The following is a 22,954-nucleotide window of genomic DNA, read 5'->3' as shown; positions in this document are numbered from 1 at the left end:
GCGAATAGACCAATTGCCAATTATTCCCGACTTCAAGCTCGAATAACGTCCTCTTCGACCTGCATTCTTCCCATTTCGTAGCGGGAAATAATCCGGAAGCAGGTGGGAAACGCAACAAGAAGGGGATCCCAATGAAGTCCTGGAAAGTTTTGATCGCGCCAAGTGTGTGCGCGATGCTCGCAGGTTTGGCTGCACCTGCACTCGCCGACGTTTCAATCGAAGACATTGTGAACGACGCGACCACGACGAACGACGTGGTCACCTCTGGCCTTGGAACGCAGGGCCAGCGTTACAGCCCGTTGAAGACCATCAACGCCGACAACGTCGCGCAGCTCGTGCCCGCCTGGGCCATGTCGCTCGGCGGCGAGAAGATGCGCGGCCAGCAGGCGCAGGCTCTCGTCAAGGACGGCGTGCTCTACGTTACCGGTTCCTACAGCCGCATGTGGGCCGTAGACGTGAAGACCGGCCGCGAGCTCTGGCAGTACGATCATCGCCTGCCCGAAGGCATTCTGCCGTGCTGCGACGTCGTCAATCGCGGTGCAGCCCTCATCAACGACAAGGTGATCTTCGGCACGCTCGATGCCAAGCTCGTCGCCCTCAACCAGAAGACCGGCAAGGTCGTCTGGACCAAGGAGATCGACGACTACAAGGGCGGTTACTCCTACACCGCAGCCCCCCTCATCGTTCCTTCCAAGGCACACGGACCCATCGTGGTGACCGGCGTCTCGGGCGGCGAGTTCGGCATCGTCGGCCGCGTCGAAGCGCGAAAGGTCGATGACGGCGAGCTGGTCTGGTCGCGCCCGACCATCGAAGGCCACGTCGGCACGCTCAACGGCAAGCCCTCGACGATGACCGGCAAGCAGGGCGAGACCTGGCCGGGCGATCTTTGGAAGACGGGCGGCGGCGCCACCTGGCTCGGCGGCACCTACGATCCCGAGACCAACCTGATCTTCGTGGGCGCGGGCAACCCGGCTCCCTGGAACAGCCACATGCGCCCGGGCGACAACAAGTGGTCGTGCTCGCGCATCGCGATCGATCCCGAGACCGGCAACATCAAGTGGGGCTATCAGACCACGCCGAACGACGGCTGGGACTATGACGGCGTGAACGAGGTGGTCTCTTTCGACCTCAACGGCACCAAGGCCGTGGCCACGGCCGACCGCAACGGCTTCTTCTACGTGCTCGGCCGCGAGGACGGAAAATTCATCTCCGCGACGCCGTTCGTCGAGCAGATTTCCTGGGCCAAGGAGATCGGCAAGGACGGCCGTCCGGTGTTCGATCCCGCGAACCGCCCGGGCGATCCGAAGAAGGCCGCTGACGGCAAGAAGGGCTCGTCGATCTTCGCCGTGCCGAGCTTCCTCGGCGGCAAGAATCAGCAGCCGATGGCCTACAGCCCCGACACCAAGCTCTTCTATGTGCCCGCCAACGAGTGGGGCATGGATCTCCACAACGAGCCCGTCACCTACAAGAAGGGCGCGGCCTACCTCGGCGCTGGCTTCACCATCAAGCCGATATTCGAGGACCACATCGGCGCGCTGAAGGCCGTCGATCCGGCCACGGGCAAGATCGTGTGGACTTACAAGAACAGGGCGCCGCTGTGGGGCGGCGTGCTGACGACCGGCTCGAACCTTGTGTTCTTCGGCACGCCCGAAGGCGAACTCAAGGCCCTCGATGCCACGGACGGCAAGCAGCTTTGGAGCTTCAACACCGGCTCGGGGATCGTCGCTCCTCCGATCACCTGGGAGCAGGACGGCGAGCAGTACGTCTCCGTTCTCTCGGGCTGGGGTGGTGCAGTGCCTCTTTGGGGTGGCGAGGTCGCCAAGACCGTCGCCAACCTGAATCAGGGCGGCATGCTCTGGACGTTCAAGCTTCCTAAGAAGCTGGCCGAAGCCAAATAACGACGTCTCTTCCTCCTCTCCTCCGGGGCGGGCCGCTTCTGGCGTCCTGCCCCCTTTTCTTTTCGAGGAGCTTCACGCCATCATGGCGCATCCCATCCGTCGCCCGCAGCCGTCATGAGCATGCCACCGCCCGCCGCTCTCTCCGCGAGATCACGCATCTCGGTGCGCTACGCACTGGCGTTCGCCGCCCCGGCCTTGATTGCACTATGGGCCGTCTCGTCGGCAACGGCCCAGGCACCGGCCGAGATCGATACGGCTCTGGTCCTTGCCGTCGACGTTTCAGACTCTGTGGACGAGGCCCGTTACAGGCTTCAGATGGAAGGCATCGCCCGCGCCATCGAGGACCCCGCCGTGGTCGACGCCATCACCGGCGGAGCGAAAGGCGCCATCATGCTCTCGCTCGTCGCCTGGGCGGACGACGCGAAACTCGCGATGCCCTGGCAGTTGATCCGAAATCAGTCCGACGCATTCGAAGTGGCACGGCGCGTTCGCAGCCTCCCCCATCACTCCGGCCAATACACCTGCCTCGCCCGCATGCTGCGGAGCGTCGAATCCGAAACGATGCCGGCTCTTCCCGCCCGCGCGGACCGCGTTGTCATCGACGTCTCCGGCGACGGCATCGACAATTGCGAGGTCTCCGCCGCTTCCAACACGGCACGCGACACGCTCGTGAAAGGCGGCGCAACGCTCAACGGATTGCCGATCATCGTGGCGGGCGAGAACGACGTCGTGGGCGCGGGAACCTTCCGCAGGCCTGGCTTCGCATTCGAAGACCTGGGGCTCGACCGCGATAGCACCACGCTCGACGCATGGTACAACGCCCACGTCGTCGGCGGGCCGGGAAGCTTCATCTCGCCCGCTGACGGATACGAGGACTTCGGCCGCTCCTTCCGGCGCAAGTTCATCACCGAGATCAGCGCGCCGGCTTCAACGCCCCTTCATCTCACGCCCTCTGCCAGACGCGCCTTGAGCGCCGCGTCGAACCGCGACGACATGAAGAGCCACAGCCCCGCAACCGGGATCGAAGCGAGCGCGACGGCCGCGAGCGGCAGCCCCATCGCCTTCGTGAGCCCGTTGAACACCGCCCCCGACAGCGCATCTCCTCCGCGATAGACCACGGTGTCGATGAAGTTCTGCGCCTTGTAGCGCTCATCCGCGTCGACGGCCGTGTAGAGAACCTTGGTTGCAGGATTGGAGAGCGCGAATGCGGCCACCCGCTCCGCCACCATAATCGCCGCTACCACATGAAGCTCGGGCCATGCGGCGTAGATCGCGAGCCCGAGCACGGTCAGCGCGGGCAGCACCGAGGCCGCCGCGCTGACGCCAAGCCAAGACATCACCCGCCCGGCGAGAAACACCTGCACCAGCACCGTGAGGATGCTTGTGATCAGGTCCCGCTCGGCAAAGAACTGGACACGGGCCGTCGCATCCGCAATCGTCTCGCCCGCGAGCCGTGACTGCTCGAGATAGAAGAAGGTCGAAAGCAGGTTGGCGATCAGCACATACCCCGCAATGCGCAGAAGGTAGCTGTCGCGCACGACGCGCTCCGCGCCCGAGAGAAGCGTGCGCAGCGTGGGCGGCTCGTCGAGCGCAGCACTCTCCGGCGCAGAGCGAATCGCCACCCCGCGCAGCCAAACCGAAAGCGCAGCCGCCACAACGAAAATCAGAGCCGCAATCAGCAGAAGGTTCTCCTGCCCGACGATCCGGACCAAGCCGTTCGCGGCGAACGGGCCGAGAACCGCCCCCGTCGTGCCACCCGCCGCGATGAAGCCATAGAGGCGCTTTGCCTGCGCGCTGTCGTAGATGTCCGACATCAGGATCCAGAACAGCGAGACGACGAACAGGTTGAAGACGCTGCCGAACACGAAGAAGGCGCCACCGAGCGCGCCGGTCCCGTCCGCGCGTAGCGCCGCCCAGAAGAACAGCATGAGCCCGACGAAGAAGGCATACACGCCGGGCAGCACCGCCTTGCGCGGCACCCGCGCCACAACCCAGCCGAACACGGGAACGGCGGCGAGCATCGCGAGAAACACCAGCAGGAACCAGAGCTGGCGCTGATCCGCGGTCGCTTCCGCGCTGATGTTCTCGCGCACCGGGCGGATGAGGTAGTATCCGCCGAGCACCAGCGCGAACGTCACGAACGATCCCAGCGCCGCGACCACCTCGGACCGTTCGACATCCACGGCACGCCGCAGGAGTTTGTGCACGAGCGAGCGCTCCGGCACCGGCGCCTCGTCTAGATCCATCTGATTTGCCCCCTCTGCGCGGCCCCTTCGCGGAACCTCGCATGTCTCGCGCGAGAGAGCTAGCGGGCTCGGCGAGCGGCCGCCCGAGCCTCAGCCAGTACCGTTGGCGGCATCTGGCTCGGCCCAGCTCACGCCAATCTTCTCCCGCCATCCGAACCGCACCAGATGGTCCTCTACGATCAGCTTCACGCGGGTAAGCTCAGGCTCCGTGCCCGCCTCGCAGCGCACCACCAGCTCGTCGCCCGCCGCTGTCATCAGGCACAGACCCGGGCGGAAATCGACGCGGCCTTGCTTGTCGTCGTATACGGCCGGCGTCTTGTGCGCGAAATGCTTGCAGAGCTGAATAAGATAGCGGCTCGCCTTTTCGGACGTCACCCGCGCTTCTGCAATGTACATGTCCCGAGCCTCCCCGCTCATGGCAGTGCTAGCTGAATAGGTGAAACGGCCAGCCGGTCGAGCTGGCCGTTCCTTTAAGTGCAGCGGCTGGGCAGCTCGTTGATCTCGCCCGGCGGCAGCCCTATGCCGGTCAGAACTCGACCTTGCCCGAGAGCAGGAACGTCCGGCCCTGGTTGGCGATCGGCACCAGCGTTCCGCCGAACGCGTTCGCCCGGTCGATGTAGTAGGTGTCGAACAGGTTCAGCACATCGGCACGAAGCGTCAGGCTCTGAGCGAAGTTCGGGACCCACTGGGCGTAGATGTTGTGAACGTCATAGCCCTCGAGAACCCCATACGGGCCTCCGGGACCCGGCACGAACTCCAGGTCGTCGTAGTCGAACACGATCTGCGACAGGAAGCCGACCGCCAGCCCCGTGTTCGCGAACTCGTAATGGCCGTATATCTTGAGCTGGTCGCCGATGGGCGTGCCATAGTACCAGCTCGTGGTCGTCAACGGCCCGTCTCCGTACTCGGTGACCGCATGGATGTAGTTGGCGCCGATCGTGCCGGAGCGCCACGAATAGCGCGCCGAGACGTCCACGCCGCGGGTTTCGATGTCGTCGTCGTTCACGACCACCGCGCAGCTGGGGCAGACCGGATCCTGGATGCGCGTGTTGAAGTAGCTGGCCTCGATCAGGAGGCCGCTCTCCGAGAACTGCAGACCGGCCTTGTAGCTTTCCGAGTTCTGCGGATCTAGTCCCGGGGCGTACGCCGAGGGATTGTTAGGCCGCAGCAGCATCGCCTCGTAGAGCGGAATGCCGCCGAAGCTGTAGCCGTAGGATGCCTTCGCCGTGATCTGACGCGTGAGGTCGTACTCGAGCGCGATGTTGGGGCTCACCCCGCTCGTGTCGAGATCGCTCCCATCCGCGGCTTCGAGCCTGTTGGCGTCCGCACGCAGACCGGTCGAGACGCGCAGATGCTCGATCGGCTCGAAGCGGTACTGCACATAAGCGCCGAAGTTGGTGAGCGTCTCACCGAAGCGGCCCGCAAAATTCACGTGCATGTTAGAGGGATGCACGGTCGTCGTCTCGTCACGATAGAAGTCCACGCCCGCCGTGAGCTTTCCGGGGCCGACCACGAAGGTGTTCTGCACCTTTCCGCCGATGCTCTCGATATCGACAGTGCCGTAAGCGGTGCATCCGAAGCTGGCCGCCGCCACGCCGCACACCCCGGCCGGACGGCGCCGCTCGAGCTGGCTGTCGTTGTAATAGAAAGAAACCTCGGGATCGTACCAGGCCGTCGGCCGGGTCGTGCTGTACTGGAACGTGTAGGTATCGCGCTCGGAGATCGCGAACGCGGGACCAAAGCCCGGATGCAGCACGCTGAGGTTGGTGCGGAATGGGCGAAGGCCCTCGTCGCTGATGTGTTCCGCTGACGCCGAGAAGCGATGCCCATCGACCGACTCATAGGCCAGCTTGCCAAGGTAGTTCACGAGATCGACATCCGTCGCGGCCACGATGTTGCCGCGGCCGTCCTCGTAAGCATCCCCGTCCGATCCCGACGCATAGCCGAGGATCTCGAAGCCATTGCTCTTTCCGTAGGCGGCGCCACTCTTCTTGAACACGTTCGCATTGGTATCGTAGCTGAGCTCGGCAAAGCCGCCGAGCTTTTGGCCCTCTTTCAGAAGGTCGGAGACGTCTTTCGTCGTGTAACGGATGGCGCCGCCCAGCGCGTTGGGGCCAGCGTCTGCGCTCGAGACACCCGCATCGACGGCAACGCCCTTCAGCATTGAGGGATCGATGACGTTGTTCCCGTTGTGGTGGAAGCCGTTGCGCTGCGCCTGCCGCGCGCCGTCGATCTGCACATTGAGCATCGTCTCCTCGATGCCATGCACGTAGACCTTGGTGCTCGATTGCGTGGTACCGCCCGCCGTGACCGCCGTCTCGCGGGAATAGAGATCCTGGATGTTCTGCGGCTGCGTCCGCGCCAGCTCCCCTTGCGTGATCGTGACATCAGCCCCCTTGCCCAGCGGACCTTTGACGGTCACCTGATCGACTGGTAGCTCGGCGGACGATTCCGGCTCGGCCACAGCTTCGAGAGGCGCGGGAGCGGGCGCTTTCTTCTTTGCCTTGCTCTTGGCAGGCTTGGCAGCTTCGACCGTGATCGGCGGCAGCGGCTGACTTTTGTCAGCCGCGCTCTGAGCCTGTGCGGCGCCGGGCGCAGCCAACATCAAGGCAACCAGCGATAATCCGTACCCTCCAGCGGCCCCCCGGCCGGCTGAGCGCACTCCGCATCCAACTTTAGTCATTCCAGTCCCCCAAATACCCCAGTCACTCTGCATAACCTTGACTGTTACTTTCAAGTTTATAAGTTGGGGCCTAGCATGCCCAGCGGCGATGCCTTTGCGCGATCGCCAAAGGTTTTTGACGAAACAGCGGTTTTCCGGTCGTCCGTTAGAAACGAACACGGATGCCGGTATCAAAGCCGGGGGGCGGAACGGACGAGCGCCGGACCGACACGTTCGGGGGAAAGTAGATGGCCATCACCACAGACGTATCGAGGGGATGCGAGCGCCCGCAGGTGAGCTGTGCGGAGATCTCGCGCCAGATGCACCACGCCGGCACAGACCACACGTTCATCCGGCCGGATCTCGAACCCAGCGACAACGCGATCGAGGGCCGCTTCCTGCTCTGCCGCCTCAAGTCCGGCATCGTGCTCCACGCGACCGAGATCAGGGATCTGCACGAGATGACGACGCAGCTCGTCGCCGGGCCAGACCTCACCTTCTTCGTCGTGCTGGATGGCCTCGTCGACTTCTCCGTCGACAACCGCCAGTTTCTCGCTGCGGACCGCCGCAACGCCCTGCGGAATGCCGACTGCAGCGCGCTGATGCTGACGGAACACGCCGTCATGACACGCCGCGCTCATAAGGGCGACCGCACCCGCAAGGTCACCGTCTCCGTCGATGGAGACTGGCTCGCGGAGATGGCCGACGGCAGCAACGGACAGCGTCTGCGCCAGTTCACGACGTCGCATCTCTCGCACGCCACCTGGCGGGCCTCCCCGCGCCTGCTCGCGCTGGCCGAGCAGATCCTCAATCCACCCGACCACTGCACCGTTCTCAGGGACATGTACATCGAAAGCCGCAGCATCGAGATGATCGCCGAAGCCGTCTCGACCCTCGGCGGCGAGGACGCGCCCGCGATCACCACCGGGCTCGCGACACGCGATGCCCGCAAGGCGCGGGCGGCGCGCGACTACATCGAGGCCAATCTCGACAAGGTGCTGAGCCTCCCGGAGATCGCGCGCGAGATCGGCGTGAGCCCCACCTCGCTGCAGCGCCGCTTCAAGGCGGCATACGGAACCACGGTTGTCGATTTCCTGCGTGCACGAAAGCTCGACAAGGCGCGCGACGCACTCGAACGCGACGGCCTCAGCATCGGAGAAGCCGCCTTCCTCGCCGGTTATTCGAACCCGGCCAACTTCACCACTGCATTTCGCCGCGCCTTCGGCATCCTGCCCAAGGCGATCAAGCGCTAGCAGAGCGCGGCCCTGCCTCTCATCCAACCGAAAGGAAACCTCGTGATCGGTCTCATCTGCGTGCGCTGGCACAAGATCCGCGTGAGCGCCCTCGCGGCAGCCTGCCTCGCCCTGATCGGTCTCGCTGCGCCCGCCCGGGCCGAGCCAGTCGTCGTCAAACACGTGCAAGGCGAGATCACGCTGCCGGCAAGGCCCCAGCGCGTCGTCACGCTCGACTTCACCTCACTGGAGACGCTCGACGCGCTCGGCGTGCCCGTCACCGGAGTGATCGGAACGCTGCTGCCCGATCACCTCGCGAAGTACAAGGACGCAGCCTACGTCAAGGCCGGGACCCTGTTCGAGCCAGACTACGAGGCCATTAACGCCATCAAGCCGGACCTGATCATCGTCGCCGCCCGCTCCGGGCCGAAGCTTCCCGAGCTCGCCAAGATCGCGCCGACCATCGATCTAACGGTCGACGAAGCCAACTATGTGGCGAGCGCGCTTGCCAACGCGCGCACCCTCGGACGCATCTTCGGCAAGGAAACCGAGGTCGAGGCCCTGATCGGCAAGCTCGAAGCCTCGATTGCGGCCTTGCGCACGAAATCTGCAACCGCCGGCAAAGGCCTCATCGTTCTGACCACCGGCGGAAAGATGAGCGCCTACGGCCCCGTCTCGCGCTTCGGCGCCGTGCATCGCGATTTCGGCTTCGCGCCGGCTGTCGAGAGCCTCGATAAGGCGGTGCACGGACAAGGCATCTCTTTCGAGCTGATCCTCAAAGCGAACCCCGACTGGCTGTTCGTGATCGACAGAGACCTCGCCGTGGGACGCACCGGACAACCCGCAGCCCAGTTGCTCGAAAATCCCCTCATCGCCCGCACCACGGCCTGGCAGAAGAAGCAGGTCGTCTATCTCGATCCCGTGCGCTGGTATCTCGTGGGCGGCGGCTTGCCGTCGCTTCAGAACTGCGTCGAGCAGATCGCCCAGGCGATCGAACGGAAATAGCACCCGCCGCCCCGTCCGCCAAACTATCGAGCGAACACCGCCATGCTCCCCATCGCCCTGGGCATCGCCATCGTCGTGAGCCTCGCGCTCACGAGCCTGTTCATCGGCGCAAGCGACGTGACCCTTTCCACGTTGCTCGAATCCGGATGGCAGGACGGCCCCATGCAGGTCCTTCTCATCAGCCGGCTTCCGCGAACGCTTGCGCTTATTCTCGCAGGTACCGCGATGGCGGTTTCAGGCACCCTCATGCAGATGCTAGCCCGCAATCGCTTTGCCGAGCCGTCGACCGTCGGCACCGTCGAAGCCGCGAAGCTCGGCTTTCTTGCCGTGCTCATCGCAGCTCCCGGCGCGCCCATCTTCGTAAAGCTGATCGTAGCATCCCTCTTCGCCCTCGCCGGAACCGCGATCTTTCTTCGCATCCTCCAGCGGCTCCCCCTGCACTCGACCCTCATCGTGCCGCTCATCGGCATCCTTCTCGGCGGCGTCATCAACGCGGTCGCAACCTTCATCGCCTACCGGTTCGAGCTGATCCAGTCGCTCGAATCCTGGAGCACGGGCGACTTCTCGATGATCCTGAGCGGCCGCTACGAGTTGCTCTGGCTCGCGTTCGCCTTGACCGTGATCGCCTATCTCATGTCCGATCGTTTCACCGTCGCCGGCATGGGGCAGGATTTCACCGTCAATCTCGGGCTCGACTATCGCTCGGTCGTCTCGATGGGCTTGATAATCGTCTCGGTGGTGACGGCCGTCGTCGTCGTAACCGTCGGCATGATCCCCTTCCTCGGGCTCGTGGTGCCGAACCTCGTAAGCCTCACCCTGGGCGACAACGTCCGGCGCACCGTGCCATGGGTGGCGCTCCTCGGCGCGGGGCTCGTGCTCGCCTGCGACATCGCCGGACGCCTGATCAACGCGCCTTACGAGATCCCCATCGGGACCATGCTCGGCGTCGTGGGCAGCGCCCTCTTCCTCCATCTCCTGTTGCGCAAACATGCTCGCCTGGCTTGATCCCGCCCACCGCCGCCCGCTGCAGGTCATCGCGGCGCTCGCCGTCGCCACCCTGCTCGCCGCCGTCGCGTTCATGACGGTCGGCGCCAAAGGTCAATGGGATTTCGTGCTTCCCTTCCGCGGCACCAAGCTCGCGGCCATGGCGCTCGTGGCCTACGCCATCGCCGTCTCAACCGTCCTGTTCCAGACGGTGACCGCCAACCGCATCCTCACCCCATCGATCATGGGATTGGACTCCCTCTACATCCTGATCCAGACGACCCTCGTCTTCGCGGTCGGCAGCTCCCGCGTCACGACACTCGGCCCGCAGGCGCTGTTTCTCACCCAATGCGCCGCCATGATCGCCTTCTCCTGGATGCTATACCGCACGCTGTTCTCGGGCCGCATGCAGAGCCTGCATCTGGTTCTTCTGGTGGGGCTCGTGCTCGGCGTTCTCTTTCGCAGCCTCTCGAACCTTATGCAGCGCATCATGGCGCCGAACGAGTTCGTGGTGCTGCAGGACCGCCTCTTCGCCAACTTCAACACCGTGCACAGCGACGTGCTGCTCATCTCAGCCGTCGCTCTCGTCGCCGCCACGTTGCTCGGATGGCGCCACCTTCGCACCTTCGACGTGCTGGCGCTCGGACGCGACGCCGCCATCAGCCTCGGCGTGGACTACAAGGCGACCGTGACACTGATCCTCGTGATCGTGTCCGTCCTCGTCTCGGTCTCGACCGCCCTCGTCGGCCCGGTTACCTTCTTTGGCTTGCTCATCGCGAGCCTCGCTTATCAGATCACCGGCTCATCCAAACATATCCATGTTCTGCCGGTGGCCATCCTGCTCGCCATCCTCACCCTCGTCGGAGGCCAGATCGTCCTCGAGCGGGTGTTCGCCTTCGAAACCGCCCTCAGCATCATTATCGAGTTCGCTGGCGGCATCGCCTTCATCATTCTCACCCTTAGAAGTGCACAACGATGATCGAGACAAAGGCCCTGACGAAGAGCTACGGCAGCGCCGTTGTCGTCGACAACGTCTCGCTCAGCCTCCCGCGCGGCGGCATCACGTCCATCATCGGCGCGAACGGAGCGGGCAAATCAACGCTGCTCGCGCTCATCAGCCGCCTGCTGACGCCGACAGCCGGTTCGGTCACGGTCGACGGCCTCGATGTTGCAACTACCGCCGGGGACGTGCTCGCGCGCCGCCTCTCGATCCTGCGGCAGGACAACCACATCGCCGCCCGCCTCACCATTCGCGATCTCGTGGCCTTCGGGCGTTACCCCCATTCCAAAGGCCGCATGACCGCCGAGGACCAGAGGATGGTCTCGGAAGCCATCAGCTATTTGGCGCTCGACGACATCGCGGACCGCTTTCTGGACGAGATCTCCGGCGGCCAGCGCCAGCGGGCCTTCGTGGCCATGGTTCTCTGCCAGAACACCGACTACGTGCTGCTCGACGAACCCTTGAACAATCTCGACATGAAGCACGCGGTCGGCATGATGAAGCTGTTGCGGCGCATCGCCGATGACCTGAAAAAGACCTTCGTCATCGTCATCCACGACATAAATTTCGCATCCATCTATTCGGACCGCATCGTGGCCATGCGAGATGGCGTCGTCGTGCGCCAGGGCTCGCCTGCGGAGATCGTGAGAACCGACGTTCTGCGCGAGATCTTCGGCATAGACATCGCCATCCACGAAGTCGATGGCCACCGCGTGGGGCTGTACTACCTCTAGCCCGAACAGCCACCGGCGCGCAGAGCCTCAGCCTTTCCCGGACTTCTCGTCCTTCTTGAAGGTCGAGCCCGCTTCCTTGAACTTCATCAGGTGCGCATCCTCCGCAGAGCCGCGCGTCTCGCCGACGACGCCGAACGGCAACGGCTCGTCCTGCGCATAGCGTTTGCCGAGACGGTAGGCGATCTCCGCGCGCGCGGTCTCGACTCCGAGATAGAAGGCGTGGCCCGCGTCCGATCGCGTCTCGAGATGCGGGTAGAGCTGGAACGGATCGTCGGACACGTGATGTCCGTTCTTGTTGTAGATGTGGATGCCGTCCTCCGCGACCTCGATGCGATAGTTCACGTCGCGGATCTGGGTCGCAAGCGTGCGGATCTCCTCCGGCGTGGAGGCAAAGCCGCGCCGATCCCGAAGCGCCATCAGCCCCATGCCGAAACCCTGCGGCAGCGAGTTGGCCTTCTTGGCCGCGAAATATTCGCGCCGCGCGCGATCGAACTCGCGGATCGCCGTGCGGCAATGCGGGCTCACCTGCACGGCCAGCACCGCCGTGATGTCGAGCTCCGAGCACAGTCCCATCAGCAGCGCATTGATGCCGGTCGTGTCCGCGTCTGTGAGCTCGGTGACGTTACCGATGCCCATCAGGATCGGCACGTCCGGCCGCCGCTTGCGCAGGTCCACATAGCGCGCCACCGAAGCCGCGAACCCGTAGTGGATAGGATCGAGAATGGGATCCGCATAAAAAGGCTTCCCCTTCGCAATCATCATGTCGATGGCGCGATCGAGCGAAGCGGCATCCGCCGCGCCCGCCGAGACCAGGATCGGTACGGCGGGTCCTTCGTCCGCGATGCCGATCGTCTTCTCGGAAAGGCTGAGCAGGAAGTCCGCTCCAGCCTTGGTGGCGCGCGACAGCTCCTCGGCATTGAAGGAATCGACGCTCACCCGCACGCCATCCGCCTGCAGCGCCGCAATCGCCTCCTCGAGATGAGGAAACGGGCTATCTGGCAGGCAGCCGAGATCGATCACGTCCGCGCCGTCCGCCCGCAGCTTCCTTGAACGCTCGACGATCTCCGCCGGGGTCATCAAAGTTGCATCCACGATCTCCGCAAAGATCGTGACGTTCTGCTGGGAGAGATCGACCTTCTCGCGCGCATGCCCGAGATATTCCGGCAGATCGGCCACCTCGTCCGGCCCGCGCTCGAAACGCGTGCCGAAGTGATCCGAGAGGCGGTCCAGATCGCCACGGAAGCGGCCGGGCATCACCACCCGGTCGGCCCCTTCCGGCAATGTCAGGCGCCGCTCCACGATGTCCGTGGTCATCAACGCGGCGACTTTGACGCCGACGTTGGCGACGACGGGATCGAGCTTATCGCTCGCCACCTGCTCAGCCACGCGCTTCACGCGCGGCTCCGCCAGCGACCCGGTTACAAGCACCACACGCTCGGCCATCGCCTGCCTCTCAATCGTCCTCTGCTTTTCTGCTCATGGCACGCCGGCCGCCCCCAGCGCAACGCCACCCGTCATGAGTGGCAGTGTCAGAAGCAGCCGTCGTTAAGGCAAGGCCACCCGCAATGCCCGGAATCAGGCGTCCGGACGGCCTGCCCCATCCGCCAGGCGGGCTGCGGCCGAATCTCCCACCAGCGCCGTGAAATCGCGCCGCCACGTCTCTGCACCTTCGGCGACGGCCCGATAGACCGCCTTTCCGACGGCCTCTCCGATCGCCGTGTGAAGCCCGGCGAACCGCGCGCCGTCCGCCCCCCTGGGCGCCGCCACGACAATGCAATCCGTACCGGTCCCCGTGATGGCCGCGCCCGCCCGGCGCACGTCCGTGTCGAGGATGGCGGCCGTCCGCGCCTGAGCCACGATCGAGACCGTCTCGACCAATGCGCCCGGCGTCAGCGGCGAGGAGACATGGACGAGCGTATTGACCGTCCCCGGCAGCCACACCGGCTCGGCACACCGCTCCCCCACACGCTCCCCGTTCGAGAGCCCGACGGTCGCGAGGCACGTCGCCGTCTCCCCCTCCACAGTCGCCTGAAAGAGATGATGGCGCGCGACGTTGCGCGAGGTGATCAGCGTGACGGCGTCCTCGATATGATGATCCCGCATCAGCCGCTCGATGCTCACGAGGGGATCCTCCGAGGCGGGGAGATCCACGTTCCGGACTTCGAGCCACGCCACGCGCTGCGCGTCTTGAAACCCGGGCTTCGTGAGCGACCAGCTCAGCATCGCCTGAGGCGCGTCAAAGGTCGCGACCAGAAGCGGCGCTCGAAATGAGATCGAAAAGGGCAGGTTCAAGCGGGGAGCACTTTCAGCGTGGGAAGTCTCGATCGTAACGGCGGAGACCGTCTCGAAAAAACGCTGGCCGGTCAAGCGAAGGCCGGAACCATGGGGAGAAAACCTGTCCCGCGCCCGCAATTCCGGCGCGCAAGCGCCGCGCCGTGCGAGGCTCCGCCGAAGGGCGCCCATTGACAGTTGCAAATCATTCGCATATGCATAAAGGAGCGATGCAATCCAGGAGTCCTGCATGCAGCCTGCCGCAACGGGAGAAATCCGCCGCTCCATTCTGATGGGAGCGATCGCGGGCTTCATTTTGCTCGCCCTGGCGGCCCTGCTGGCCCCTTCCCGCGCCGCAGACGAAAAGAAGGCCAAGCCCTTCCGCGTCGTCACGACCTTCACCGTGATCCAGGACATCGCCCAGAACGTCGCCGGAACGTCGGCCGTCGTCGAATCCATCACCAAGCCCGGCGCCGAAATCCACGACTACCAGCCGACCCCGCTCGACATCGTCAAAGCCCAGTCCGCCGACCTCGTGCTGTGGAACGGCATGAACCTCGAACGCTGGTTCGAGAAGTTCTTCGAGAACGTGAAGGACGTGCCCAGCGCCGTCGTGAGTGACGGCATCGAGCCCATGGGCATCACCGACGGCCCCTATACGGGCAAGCCCAATCCGCACGCCTGGATGTCGCCCTCCAACGCGCTCGTCTACATCGAGAACATTCGCAAGGCCCTGGTGCAGCATGATCCGGATCATGCCGAAGCCTACAATGCCAACGCGGCCGCCTACGCAGCAAAGATCAAGGAGCTGGACGCCCCGCTCCGCGCCCGCATCGGTGCCATCCCGGAAGCCCAGCGCTGGCTGGTCTCGAGCGAAGGCGCCTTCAGCTATCTGGCCCGCGACTACGACATGCGCGAAGCGTTTCTCTGGCCCATCAACGCCGACGAGCAGGGCACGCCCAAGCAGGTCCGCAAGGTGATCGACCTCGTCCGTGCCAACAAGATCCCTGTCGTATTCAGCGAAAGCACAATCTCCGACAAGGCCGCGAAGCAAGTGGCCAAGGAGACAGGCGCCCGCTACGGTGGCGTGCTCTACGTGGACAGCCTGAGCGCCGCGAACGGCCCCGTTCCGACCTACATCGACCTCCTGAAAGTCACCGTGGAAACGATCGTCGAAGGTTTCACATCTTGACCGAAAGCCTCGAAACGGCCGGCGCGCATCGAAAAAGCCCTGCAACAGGAGTTCCGCCGGGCCGAGCCCCCTCCATCGGCGTCCGCAACGTCACCGTCGTCTACAGCAATGGACACGTCGCCCTCGACGACGTGTCCTTTTCGCTGTCTGCGGGCACCATTTGCGGCCTCGTCGGCGTGAACGGCAGCGGCAAATCCACCCTCTTCAAGTCCATCATGGGCTTCGTGCGCCCGACCCGCGGAGAAATCCGCATTGCGGGCCTTCCCGTCGACGCCGCCTTGAAGGCCAACCTCGTCGCCTATGTCCCCCAAAGCGAGGACGTGGACTGGAACTTCCCCGTGCTCGTCGAGGACGTGGTGATGATGGGCCGCTACGGCCACATGGGCTTTCTGCGCATTGCCTCCAAGGAAGACCGCCGCCGCGTGGACGAAGCCCTCGAACGCGTCTCCATGACGAGCTTCCGCAAGCGCCAGATCGGCGAGCTGTCCGGCGGCCAGAAGAAGCGCGTCTTTCTCGCCCGCGCGCTCGCCCAGCAGAGCCCCATCATCCTGCTCGACGAGCCTTTCACCGGCGTGGACGTCAAGACCGAAAGCGCCATCATCGAGCTCCTGCGGGATCTCCGCGCGCGCAACCATCTGATGCTGGTCTCGACGCACAACCTCGGCAGCGTGCCGGACTTCTGCGATCAGGTGGTGCTGATCAACCGCAAGCTGCTCGCGGCCGGGCCCACTGCCACCACCTTCACCCAATCCAACCTGGAGAAGGCGTTCGGCGGCGTGCTGCGTCATTTCAAGCTCGGCGGCTCCGATCTCCATGCGGACGACGACCGCCGTGCCGTCACCGTGCTCACCGACGACGAACGTCCAGTGGTCTTCTACGGCGACCGCAACGATCCGCGCCGCGGCACGGAAGAGTCCAAGAAAGGCCCCTGACCATGGGTGAGCTCCTGGTCCCCTTCGAATACAACTACATGGTCAAGGCCATGTGGGTGAGCGGTCTCGTCGGCGCCACCTGCGCCTTCCTCTCCGCTTACCTGATGCTCAAAGGCTGGTCGTTGATGGGCGACGCGCTCGCTCACTCCATCGTGCCGGGCGTCGCCGGGGCCTATCTCCTCCAGATTCCCTTCGCCGCCGGCGCCTTCTTCGCCGGCCTGCTCGCCGCAGTCGGCATGTGGTTCGTGCGCCAGCAGAGCAAACTGCGGGAGGATGCTGTCATCGGCATCGTGTTCACCGCTTTCTTCGCAGCGGGTCTCCTGCTGGTCTCCATAAATCCAACTGCCGTCAACGTGCAGTCGATCGTGCTCGGGAACATCCTCGGCATCTCTGACGAAGACGCCTTCCAGGTCGTCGTCATCTCCGCGATCTCGCTTTCCGTCCTTCTGCTCAAGTGGAAGGACCTGATGGTCGCCTTTTTCGACGAGGCCCATGCGCGCTCGGTCGGTCTCAACCCGGCGCTGCTCAAGATCCTGTTCTTCACGCTGCTCAGCGCCTGCACGGTGGCCGCGCTGCAAACCGTCGGCGCGTGTCTGGTCATCGCCATGGTGGTAACACCGGGCGCCACCGCCTATCTGTTGACCGACCGCTTCGGCAAGCTCCTCGCCCTCAGCGTGGCGATCGGCGCGGGCACGAGCATCCTCGGCGCCTATCTCAGCTTCTTCATCGACGGCGCGACAGGCGGCGTGATCGTCACCTTGCAAACCCTGCTCTTCCTTGCCGCGTTCTTCCTCGCCCCCAAGCACGGGATGCTGGCCGCCCGCAGGCAGGCCGCGACGTCCGGCGACGCCACGGGAAAAGCCGCGCAATGACCGCCATCCTCGACTTCTTCACCGCGCCCCTCGCCTATGAGTTCATGCAGCGCGCGCTCATTGCGGCCGTTCTCATCGGGGCGGTGTGCTCGGTTCTCTCGTGCTATCTCGTCCTGCGCGGATGGTCGCTGATGGGCGACGCCATTTCCCATGCCGTTCTTCCGGGCATCGTGCTCGCCTTCGTCACCGGCCTTCCCCTGGCTGTCGGCGCCTTCGCCGCCGGCCTCTCCTGCGCGCTGCTCACGGGCTATCTCAAGGAAAACAGCCGCGTGAAAGAAGATACTGTCATGGGCATCGTCTTCTCCGGCATGTTCGGCTTTGGGCTCGTGCTCATGACCAAGGTCGAGACAGACCAGCACCTGAACCACATCCTGTTCGGCAACATGCTGGGCGTCACCTGGCGCGACGTCATGGAAACCGGACTGATCGCCGGCGTGACCCTGCTCATCGTGCTGGCGAAGCGGCGCGACCTCCTCCTCTATTGCTTCGATCCCCAGCACGCCCGCGCCATCGGCCTTCCTGTCCGGCTCATCCACTACGGCCTGCTCGTGCTGCTGTCGCTCACCATCGTCGCAGCGCTGAAGGCGGTCGGCGTCATTCTCGTCGTCGCCATGCTCATAACGCCGGGCGCCACGGCCTACCTGCTCACCGACCGCTTCGAGCGCATGCTCGCCATATCCGCCGCCGTCGCCATCGGATCGAGCGTGATCGGCACGCTCGTGAGCTTCCACATCGACGGCGCCACCGGTCCCTGCATCGTGCTGATCCAGGCAGCCGCCTTCGTCGCCGCTTTCCTGCTAGCCCCCCGAACCGGCCTCCTGCGCCGAAGGCTCCCGGCGAAGAGCAGCAGCACGCCCTGACGAGACGGGGCCTGCAACCGGCCCTCGCCGATTACAAGCCCCGCACACGTCTGCCTCGAACCGGCGCTTACCGCCAGGTGATCTGGCCGCCCACACGCCCGCCGACCACGTCGCTGCCCCGTCCGTTTTCCAGCCCCACACCGATGCCGCCCGAGAACGTCACGCGGTCGCCATCGGTGAACACGTTGTAGCCCATCACGCCTTGTGCGCTGAAGCTGAGCGCCTGCGCACCTTCATAGAAGCCCGCGTTGAAGGCGATGCCGAACTTCTCCCCCGCGATCAGATCCGGATTCTCCATGGAGATTGCGAGCGCGATGCCGGATTCGGATTCGTCGAGGCGCTCGAAGATGGAGCCGCCGTCCGTCGCGAGATGCCCGGCCTTGTCCGACGTCACCACTTCGAGCGGACCCGTCTGGCGCGACTTGCTGAGCGCCGACGTGATGCCCGGCGTCGTGTAAGTCTCCGTGCCGCGGCCGATGACGATCTCGTTGAAGGTCGTCGTCTGCGCGCCCGTTCCAAAGGCGGACGAGTTGGAATGCGTCGCCGTCGCGCCCGGACCGACCGCCGTGGCATTCGCGCCGGTGGCCGTGCTGTTGTCGCCGAACGCCGCACCGCCGTTCGAGGCACGCGCGACCCGGCCGATCGCGACGGACCCGGTCGCAACAGCACCCTGGCCGATGGCGATCGCCGCCACGCCGGACGCTGCCGCGTCCGTACCGACAGCAATCGCGTCGTCTTCCGATGCCAGCGCGTTGTTGCCGACCGAGATCGTGCGAGAGGCAACATGTCCGTTCCCAGCGCCTGTGCCGACCGAAACGTTGTCGCTGCCGCTCAATCCATTGCCGGAGCCCACACCGGACGCGACGTTGCGGCTGCCGCTGACGGCGTTGCCTGTGCCGGTGCCCGAAGCCTGGTTGTCGTCGCCCGTCACCACGTTGCCCGTTGCAACGCCGGAAGCGCTGTTCCGATTTCCTCCGACGAGGTTGCCCGACGCGAAGCCGCTGGCCTGATTGTTGTTGCCGCCGACGCCGTTGCCGGAAAGCGCGCCGCTGGCCTGGTTATTGAAACCGGCCACGCCGTTGCCCACGCCGAGACCGCTGGCCTGATTGCCTACGCCGACGACGAGGTTGCCGGAGCCGATGCCGCTCGCCTGGTTGCCGATGCCCGCGACGAAATTACCGGAGAATGCGCCTTGCGCGTAGTTGCTGAAGCCTCCGACGAAGTTGCCAACGCCGAGGCCTTCCGCGCCGTTGTTGTCGCCGCTCACCACGTTGCCCGAGCCCACGCCGCTCGCTTGGTTGCCGTCACCGGTCACGACGTTGCCGGATGCTGTGCCTTCGGCGTTGTTGTCATCGCCCAGCACGACGTTACCGGTGCCCACGCCCTTCGCCGAGTTCCGGCTGCCGCCGACAGCGTTACCCGTCCCGGTCCCCGTCGTGTTGTTGTCAGAGCCCGTGACCACATTGCCCGACCCGACACCCGCTGCCACGTTCCGCGAGCCGGTGACGATATTGCCAGTCCCCGTGCCGGAACCCTGGTTGTCGTCACCCGTCACCACGTTGCCCGACAGCACGCCGTTCGCAGCATTGCGCGAGCCAGTCACGATATTGCCCGTGCCCGTCCCCGTCGTATTGTTGTCATCCCCGCTCACCGCATTGCCGGAGCCAACACCAGCAGCCACGTTCCGCGAGCCGGTCACGATGTTACCTGTGCCCGTGCCGGAACCCTGGTTGTCGTCGCCCGTCACAACGTTACCCGAGAGCACGCCGTTCGCAGCATTGCGCGAGCCGGTCACGACGTTGCCCGTTCCCGTCCCCGTCGTGTTGTTGTCAGAGCCCGTGACCACATTGCCCGACCCGACACCCGCTGCCACGTTCCGCGAGCCGGTGACGATATTGCCAGTCCCCGTGCCGGAACCCTGGTTGTCGTCGCCCGTCACCACGTTGCCCGACAGCACGCCGTTCGCAGCATTGCGCGAGCCAGTCACGATATTGCCCGTGCCCGTCCCCGTCGTATTGTTGTCATCCCCGCTCACCGCATTGCCGGAGCCGACACCAGAAGCCACGTTCCGCGAGCCGGTCACGATGTTACCTGTGCCCGTGCCGGAACCCTGGTTGTCGTCACCCGTCACCACGTTGCCCGACAGCACGCCGTTCGCAGCATTGCGCGAACCGGTCACGACGTTACCCGTCCCGGTCCCAGTCGTGTTGTTGTCAGAGCCGGTGACCACATTGCCGGAGCCAACACCAGCCGCGACGTTCCGCGAGCCGGTGACGATATTGCCAGTCCCCGTGCCGGAACCCTGGTTGTCGTCGCCCGTCACAACGTTACCCGAGAGCACGCCGTTCGCAGCATTGCGCGAACCGGTGACAACATTGCCCGTCCCCGTGCCGGTCGTATTGTTGTCGTCGCCGCTCACCACATTGCCGGAGCCAACACCAGCCGCGACGTTCCGCGAGCCGGTCACGATGTTACCTGTGCCCGTGCCGGAACCCTGGTTGTCGTCACCCGTCACAACGTTACCCGAGAGCACGCCGTTCGCAGCATTGCGCGAACCGGTGACAACATTGCCCGTCCCCGTGCCGGTCGTATTGTTGTCGTCGCCGCTCACCACATTGCCGGAGCCAACACCAGCCGCGACGTTCCGCGAGCCGGTGACGATGTTACCTGTGCCCGTGCCGGAACCCTGGTTGTCGTCGCCCGTCACAACGTTACCCGAGAGCACGCCGTTCGCAGCATTGCGCGAGCCGGTCACGACGTTGCCGGTCCCTGTGCCGGTCGTATTGTTGTCGTCGCCGCTCACCGCATTGCCCGACCCGACACCAGCAGCCACGTTCCGCGAGCCGGTGACGATATTGCCCGTCGCAGTACCCGTCGCGCTGTTGTCCGAACCGCCAACCAAGTTACCGCTCAGGAAGCCAGCGGCGGTGTTGCGATCTCCCGTCACGCCATTGCCCGTGAAAGCCCCGAGCGCAGTATTGAAATCACCGCTCACGAGATTGCCACTTCCGGTGCCGTTGGCGGAGTTGTCGCTCCCGCTCACGCCATTTCCTGCAAAGAACCCGAACGCGTTGTTCCGGTCGCCGCTCACACCGTTGCCGCTGAGCGTGCCAGCGGCCTGGTTGTCGTCGCCCGAGATGAAATTGCCGGACGCAAAGCCGCTCGCATTGTTGCGGTCGCCGCCGATCGCATTCCCGGTCAACGCGCCGTAAGATGTGTTTCCGAAGCCATCCACGAAGTTGCCCGAGAGTGCCCCGCCAGCGGTATTGAGATCGCCTGTAACCGCATTGCCGGAAACGAAACCGTTGGAGGTATTCCCGCTTCCCTCCACGCCATTGCCCGCAAGAGCGCCCGTTGCGCTGTTACCGCTTCCGGTTACGTCGTTGCCTGAGCCTGATCCGCTGGCCGCATTGAAATCACCAGTCACGCCGATGCCCGAGAGAGCGCCTGTTGCGCTGTTGTTATTGCCGATGACGTTGACACCTGAACCGAAACCATTGGCCGTGTTCAAGTTGCCGACAACGTTGAGGCCGGAGAAAGCACCGGTAAACGTGTTGCCGTCCCCACTCGATCCCTGACCAGAGCCCGTGCCGATAGCAGTCGTTCCGTCACCGTTGGCAAGCGCGGCCGAGCCGATCGCGATGGAACCGAGCGTTCCGCTTGCGTCTGCACCCGCACCAAGCGCGACAGAGCCGGTGCTGTTGCTCGTATCCGCACCGGCGCCAATTGCAGTCGAAAAGAAGCTCGTATCCGAATGCGCGTCCTGACCGAAAACGCTCGAGTTGAGGCTGTTGTTCGCGCTCGCACCTTGACCGACGACAGTTGCATTGCCCGATGTGTTCGCGCTTGCGCCTTGGCCGATCACGGTGCCGTTGGGACCGCCCACCAACGACGCGCCATTGCCAACGACCGTACCGTTCGGGCTGAGCGCGATCGTGGAATCGGATCCAAAGAGGCTGGCATTCGGGCTTCCGCTGATGGATGAGCCCTGACCAAAAAGACTGGCGTTGTTACTCAGCGTGATTGACGAGCCCTGACCGAACACGCTGGCGTCGCCGCTGCTCAGAATGCTGGCGGAGTCGCCGAAAACGCTGCCGTTGTTTGCATGAAGGCCAGCTACGGCCGTAATGCTCGCTCCGTGACCGAACACGCTGCCATTGTTGGCATCGCCCCCCACGACGGCGTTGATGCTCGCACCCTGCCCCGTCACCGTGCCATTGTTGGCGTTGCCTCCGAGCGCATTGATGTTCGCACCCTGCCCGATGACGGTTCCATTGTTCGCGCTGCCAACGACCGCTGTGATATTGGCATCCTGACCGACGACGGTCCCATTCGTAATGCCTATTGCCGTCGCGTTGTTGCCGACGACGGTCGTGAATGGGCTGTTGACGTCGACGATAATTCCATCCAAACCCGCCTGCGCGTTGTCGCCTATTGCCGTCGTACCTTGTCCGACAGCTTGCGCTCCGGGTCCGCACGCAAAGGAGCCCGCGCCTATCGAGGACGCGCCGTCCGTGCCAGAAGAAATGCTGTGATTGTGGGAGCCGGGCCCTGCCGCGTTTCCGGTGGTCGCTGCGACATCCGTTATGCACTCCTCGGCTCTCGCTCCATCCGCGGTCGCGACGCTCACAGCCGCGACGAGCGCGATTGCACTGACGGTTGAGAGAAGCGGCCGCATCGAAACGGCAAGACCGCGAGAACCTGAAACCTGTACGCGACGCGACATGTAACGCCACTCCCCGAACGCACTACGTTGCCCACCAGAGCTTTCGATCAGGGCGCACGCCTCCGTCCGGGCAGCCACACGCTGCCGGCTACGGCTTTTGCGCCATACCGAAAAACCCGCGCACCCCGCGCTTTGGTCTGGAAACGAATTGCGAGACGCCGACAAACACGGCGTTTGCAGAACGCGCCCCCGCGCCCTGTCTCGCTTTTGGGAGAGCAAAACGCTCTCCGGACTGCGCAGCCCCACCCGTGCAAGCCGGGCCCTCTGGGGGACACCGGCGCTTCGGATATTCCCCGCAACGCGCCGGTCGGCGCCTGCTTCAACCCGACACGACAAGCAA

At 64.6% G+C, this 22,954-nt stretch carries 16 protein-coding genes and 1 pseudogene; 11 read left to right on the top strand and 6 right to left on the bottom strand.

The features are described from left to right. Positions 1-131 precede the first annotated feature (131 nt). Both PE058_RS11470 and PE058_RS11465 read left to right on the top strand, forming a co-directional pair. On the top strand, positions 132-1,898 hold the full coding sequence (locus tag PE058_RS11470) for a PQQ-dependent methanol/ethanol family dehydrogenase (RefSeq protein WP_198011245.1): 1,767 nt from the start codon (positions 132-134) through the stop codon (positions 1,896-1,898). 114 nt (positions 1,899-2,012) lie between these two features. Beyond that, positions 2,013-2,807: pseudogene (locus PE058_RS11465) on the top strand (DUF1194 domain-containing protein); the annotation flags it as partial. Between the two features lie 29 nt (positions 2,808-2,836). On the opposite strand, the gene PE058_RS22010 reads toward PE058_RS11465, so the two are convergent. The 3 genes from PE058_RS22010 to PE058_RS11455 form a co-directional block, all read right to left on the bottom strand. Beyond that, positions 2,837-4,144: an NTP/NDP exchange transporter gene (locus PE058_RS22010; RefSeq protein WP_333780390.1), complete on the bottom strand. Its 1,308-nt coding sequence runs from the start codon at positions 4,142-4,144 to the stop codon at positions 2,837-2,839. A gap of 90 nt (positions 4,145-4,234) precedes the next feature. Next, a complete protein-coding gene (locus PE058_RS11460) occupies positions 4,235-4,540 on the bottom strand; it encodes a DUF2218 domain-containing protein (RefSeq protein ID WP_271028443.1) in 306 nt (101 codons plus the stop codon). 130 nt (positions 4,541-4,670) lie between these two features. Then, positions 4,671-6,749 (bottom strand): TonB-dependent receptor domain-containing protein, encoded by a 2,079-nt coding sequence (locus PE058_RS11455; protein ID WP_271028442.1) that lies wholly within the window; start codon positions 6,747-6,749, stop codon positions 4,671-4,673. A 305-nt stretch (positions 6,750-7,054) separates the two neighbouring features. On the opposite strand from PE058_RS11455, the gene PE058_RS11450 reads away from it, so the two are divergent. The 5 genes from PE058_RS11450 to PE058_RS11430 are packed head-to-tail and all read left to right on the top strand — an operon-like array spanning position 7,055 to position 11,761. Further along, positions 7,055-8,059, top strand: a complete 1,005-nt coding sequence (locus PE058_RS11450; RefSeq protein WP_271028441.1) for a helix-turn-helix transcriptional regulator — start codon at positions 7,055-7,057, stop codon at positions 8,057-8,059. Positions 8,060-8,101: 42 nt separating this feature from the next. Then, complete coding sequence (locus PE058_RS11445) at positions 8,102-9,043, top strand: siderophore ABC transporter substrate-binding protein (RefSeq protein ID WP_271028440.1); 942 nt, start codon at positions 8,102-8,104, stop codon at positions 9,041-9,043. A 42-nt stretch (positions 9,044-9,085) separates the two neighbouring features. After that, on the top strand, positions 9,086-10,048 hold the full coding sequence (locus PE058_RS11440; protein ID WP_271028439.1) for an ABC transporter permease: 963 nt from the start codon (positions 9,086-9,088) through the stop codon (positions 10,046-10,048). Beyond that, positions 10,032-11,006: an iron chelate uptake ABC transporter family permease subunit gene (locus PE058_RS11435; RefSeq protein WP_271028438.1), complete on the top strand. Its 975-nt coding sequence runs from the start codon at positions 10,032-10,034 to the stop codon at positions 11,004-11,006. The genes PE058_RS11440 and PE058_RS11435 overlap by 17 nt, the downstream gene beginning before the upstream one ends. Then, positions 11,003-11,761: an iron ABC transporter ATP-binding protein gene (locus PE058_RS11430; protein WP_271028437.1), complete on the top strand. Its 759-nt coding sequence runs from the start codon at positions 11,003-11,005 to the stop codon at positions 11,759-11,761. Before PE058_RS11435 ends, PE058_RS11430 begins: the two co-directional genes overlap by 4 nt. A 27-nt stretch (positions 11,762-11,788) precedes the next feature. Here PE058_RS11430 and PE058_RS11425 read toward each other — a convergent pair whose 3' ends face one another. Together PE058_RS11425 and PE058_RS11420 are read right to left on the bottom strand one after the other, a co-directional pair. Further along, on the bottom strand, positions 11,789-13,204 hold the full coding sequence (locus tag PE058_RS11425) for a DUF6513 domain-containing protein (RefSeq protein WP_020087831.1): 1,416 nt from the start codon (positions 13,202-13,204) through the stop codon (positions 11,789-11,791). Positions 13,205-13,336: 132 nt separating this feature from the next. After that, entirely contained in the window at positions 13,337-14,053 is a 717-nt protein-coding gene (locus PE058_RS11420) for an adenosylcobinamide amidohydrolase (RefSeq protein ID WP_271028436.1), read from the bottom strand. A 229-nt stretch (positions 14,054-14,282) separates the two neighbouring features. Between PE058_RS11420 and PE058_RS11415 the strand changes: the two genes are divergently transcribed. Genes PE058_RS11415 through PE058_RS11400 form a run of 4 tightly spaced genes read left to right on the top strand, consistent with a single transcriptional unit; the run spans position 14,283 to position 17,888 of the window. Then, positions 14,283-15,224: a metal ABC transporter solute-binding protein, Zn/Mn family gene (locus tag PE058_RS11415; RefSeq protein WP_026868314.1), complete on the top strand. Its 942-nt coding sequence runs from the start codon at positions 14,283-14,285 to the stop codon at positions 15,222-15,224. Further along, positions 15,221-16,156 (top strand): manganese/iron ABC transporter ATP-binding protein, encoded by a 936-nt coding sequence (locus PE058_RS11410; RefSeq protein ID WP_020087834.1) that lies wholly within the window; start codon positions 15,221-15,223, stop codon positions 16,154-16,156. The genes PE058_RS11415 and PE058_RS11410 overlap by 4 nt, the downstream gene beginning before the upstream one ends. 2 nt (positions 16,157-16,158) lie before the next feature. Then, positions 16,159-17,028 (top strand): metal ABC transporter permease, encoded by an 870-nt coding sequence (locus PE058_RS11405; protein WP_271028435.1) that lies wholly within the window; start codon positions 16,159-16,161, stop codon positions 17,026-17,028. Next, a complete protein-coding gene (locus PE058_RS11400) occupies positions 17,025-17,888 on the top strand; it encodes a metal ABC transporter permease (RefSeq protein WP_271028434.1) in 864 nt (287 codons plus the stop codon). The genes PE058_RS11405 and PE058_RS11400 overlap by 4 nt, the downstream gene beginning before the upstream one ends. Positions 17,889-17,955: 67 nt before the next feature. On the opposite strand, the gene PE058_RS11395 is transcribed toward PE058_RS11400, so the two are convergent. Beyond that, positions 17,956-22,614 carry a beta strand repeat-containing protein gene (locus PE058_RS11395; RefSeq protein WP_271028433.1) on the bottom strand — a complete coding sequence of 1,553 codons (4,659 nt, stop codon included), beginning with the start codon at positions 22,612-22,614 and terminating at the stop codon, positions 17,956-17,958. Positions 22,615-22,954: the final 340 nt, after the last annotated feature.

The organism is Hyphomicrobium sp. DMF-1 (assembly GCF_027886585.1).
GTDB classification, from domain to species: domain Bacteria; phylum Pseudomonadota; class Alphaproteobacteria; order Rhizobiales; family Hyphomicrobiaceae; genus Hyphomicrobium_C; species Hyphomicrobium_C zavarzinii.
The sequence above is the reverse complement of the archived record's forward strand: the minus strand, read 5'-3'. Positions and strand labels throughout refer to the sequence as shown.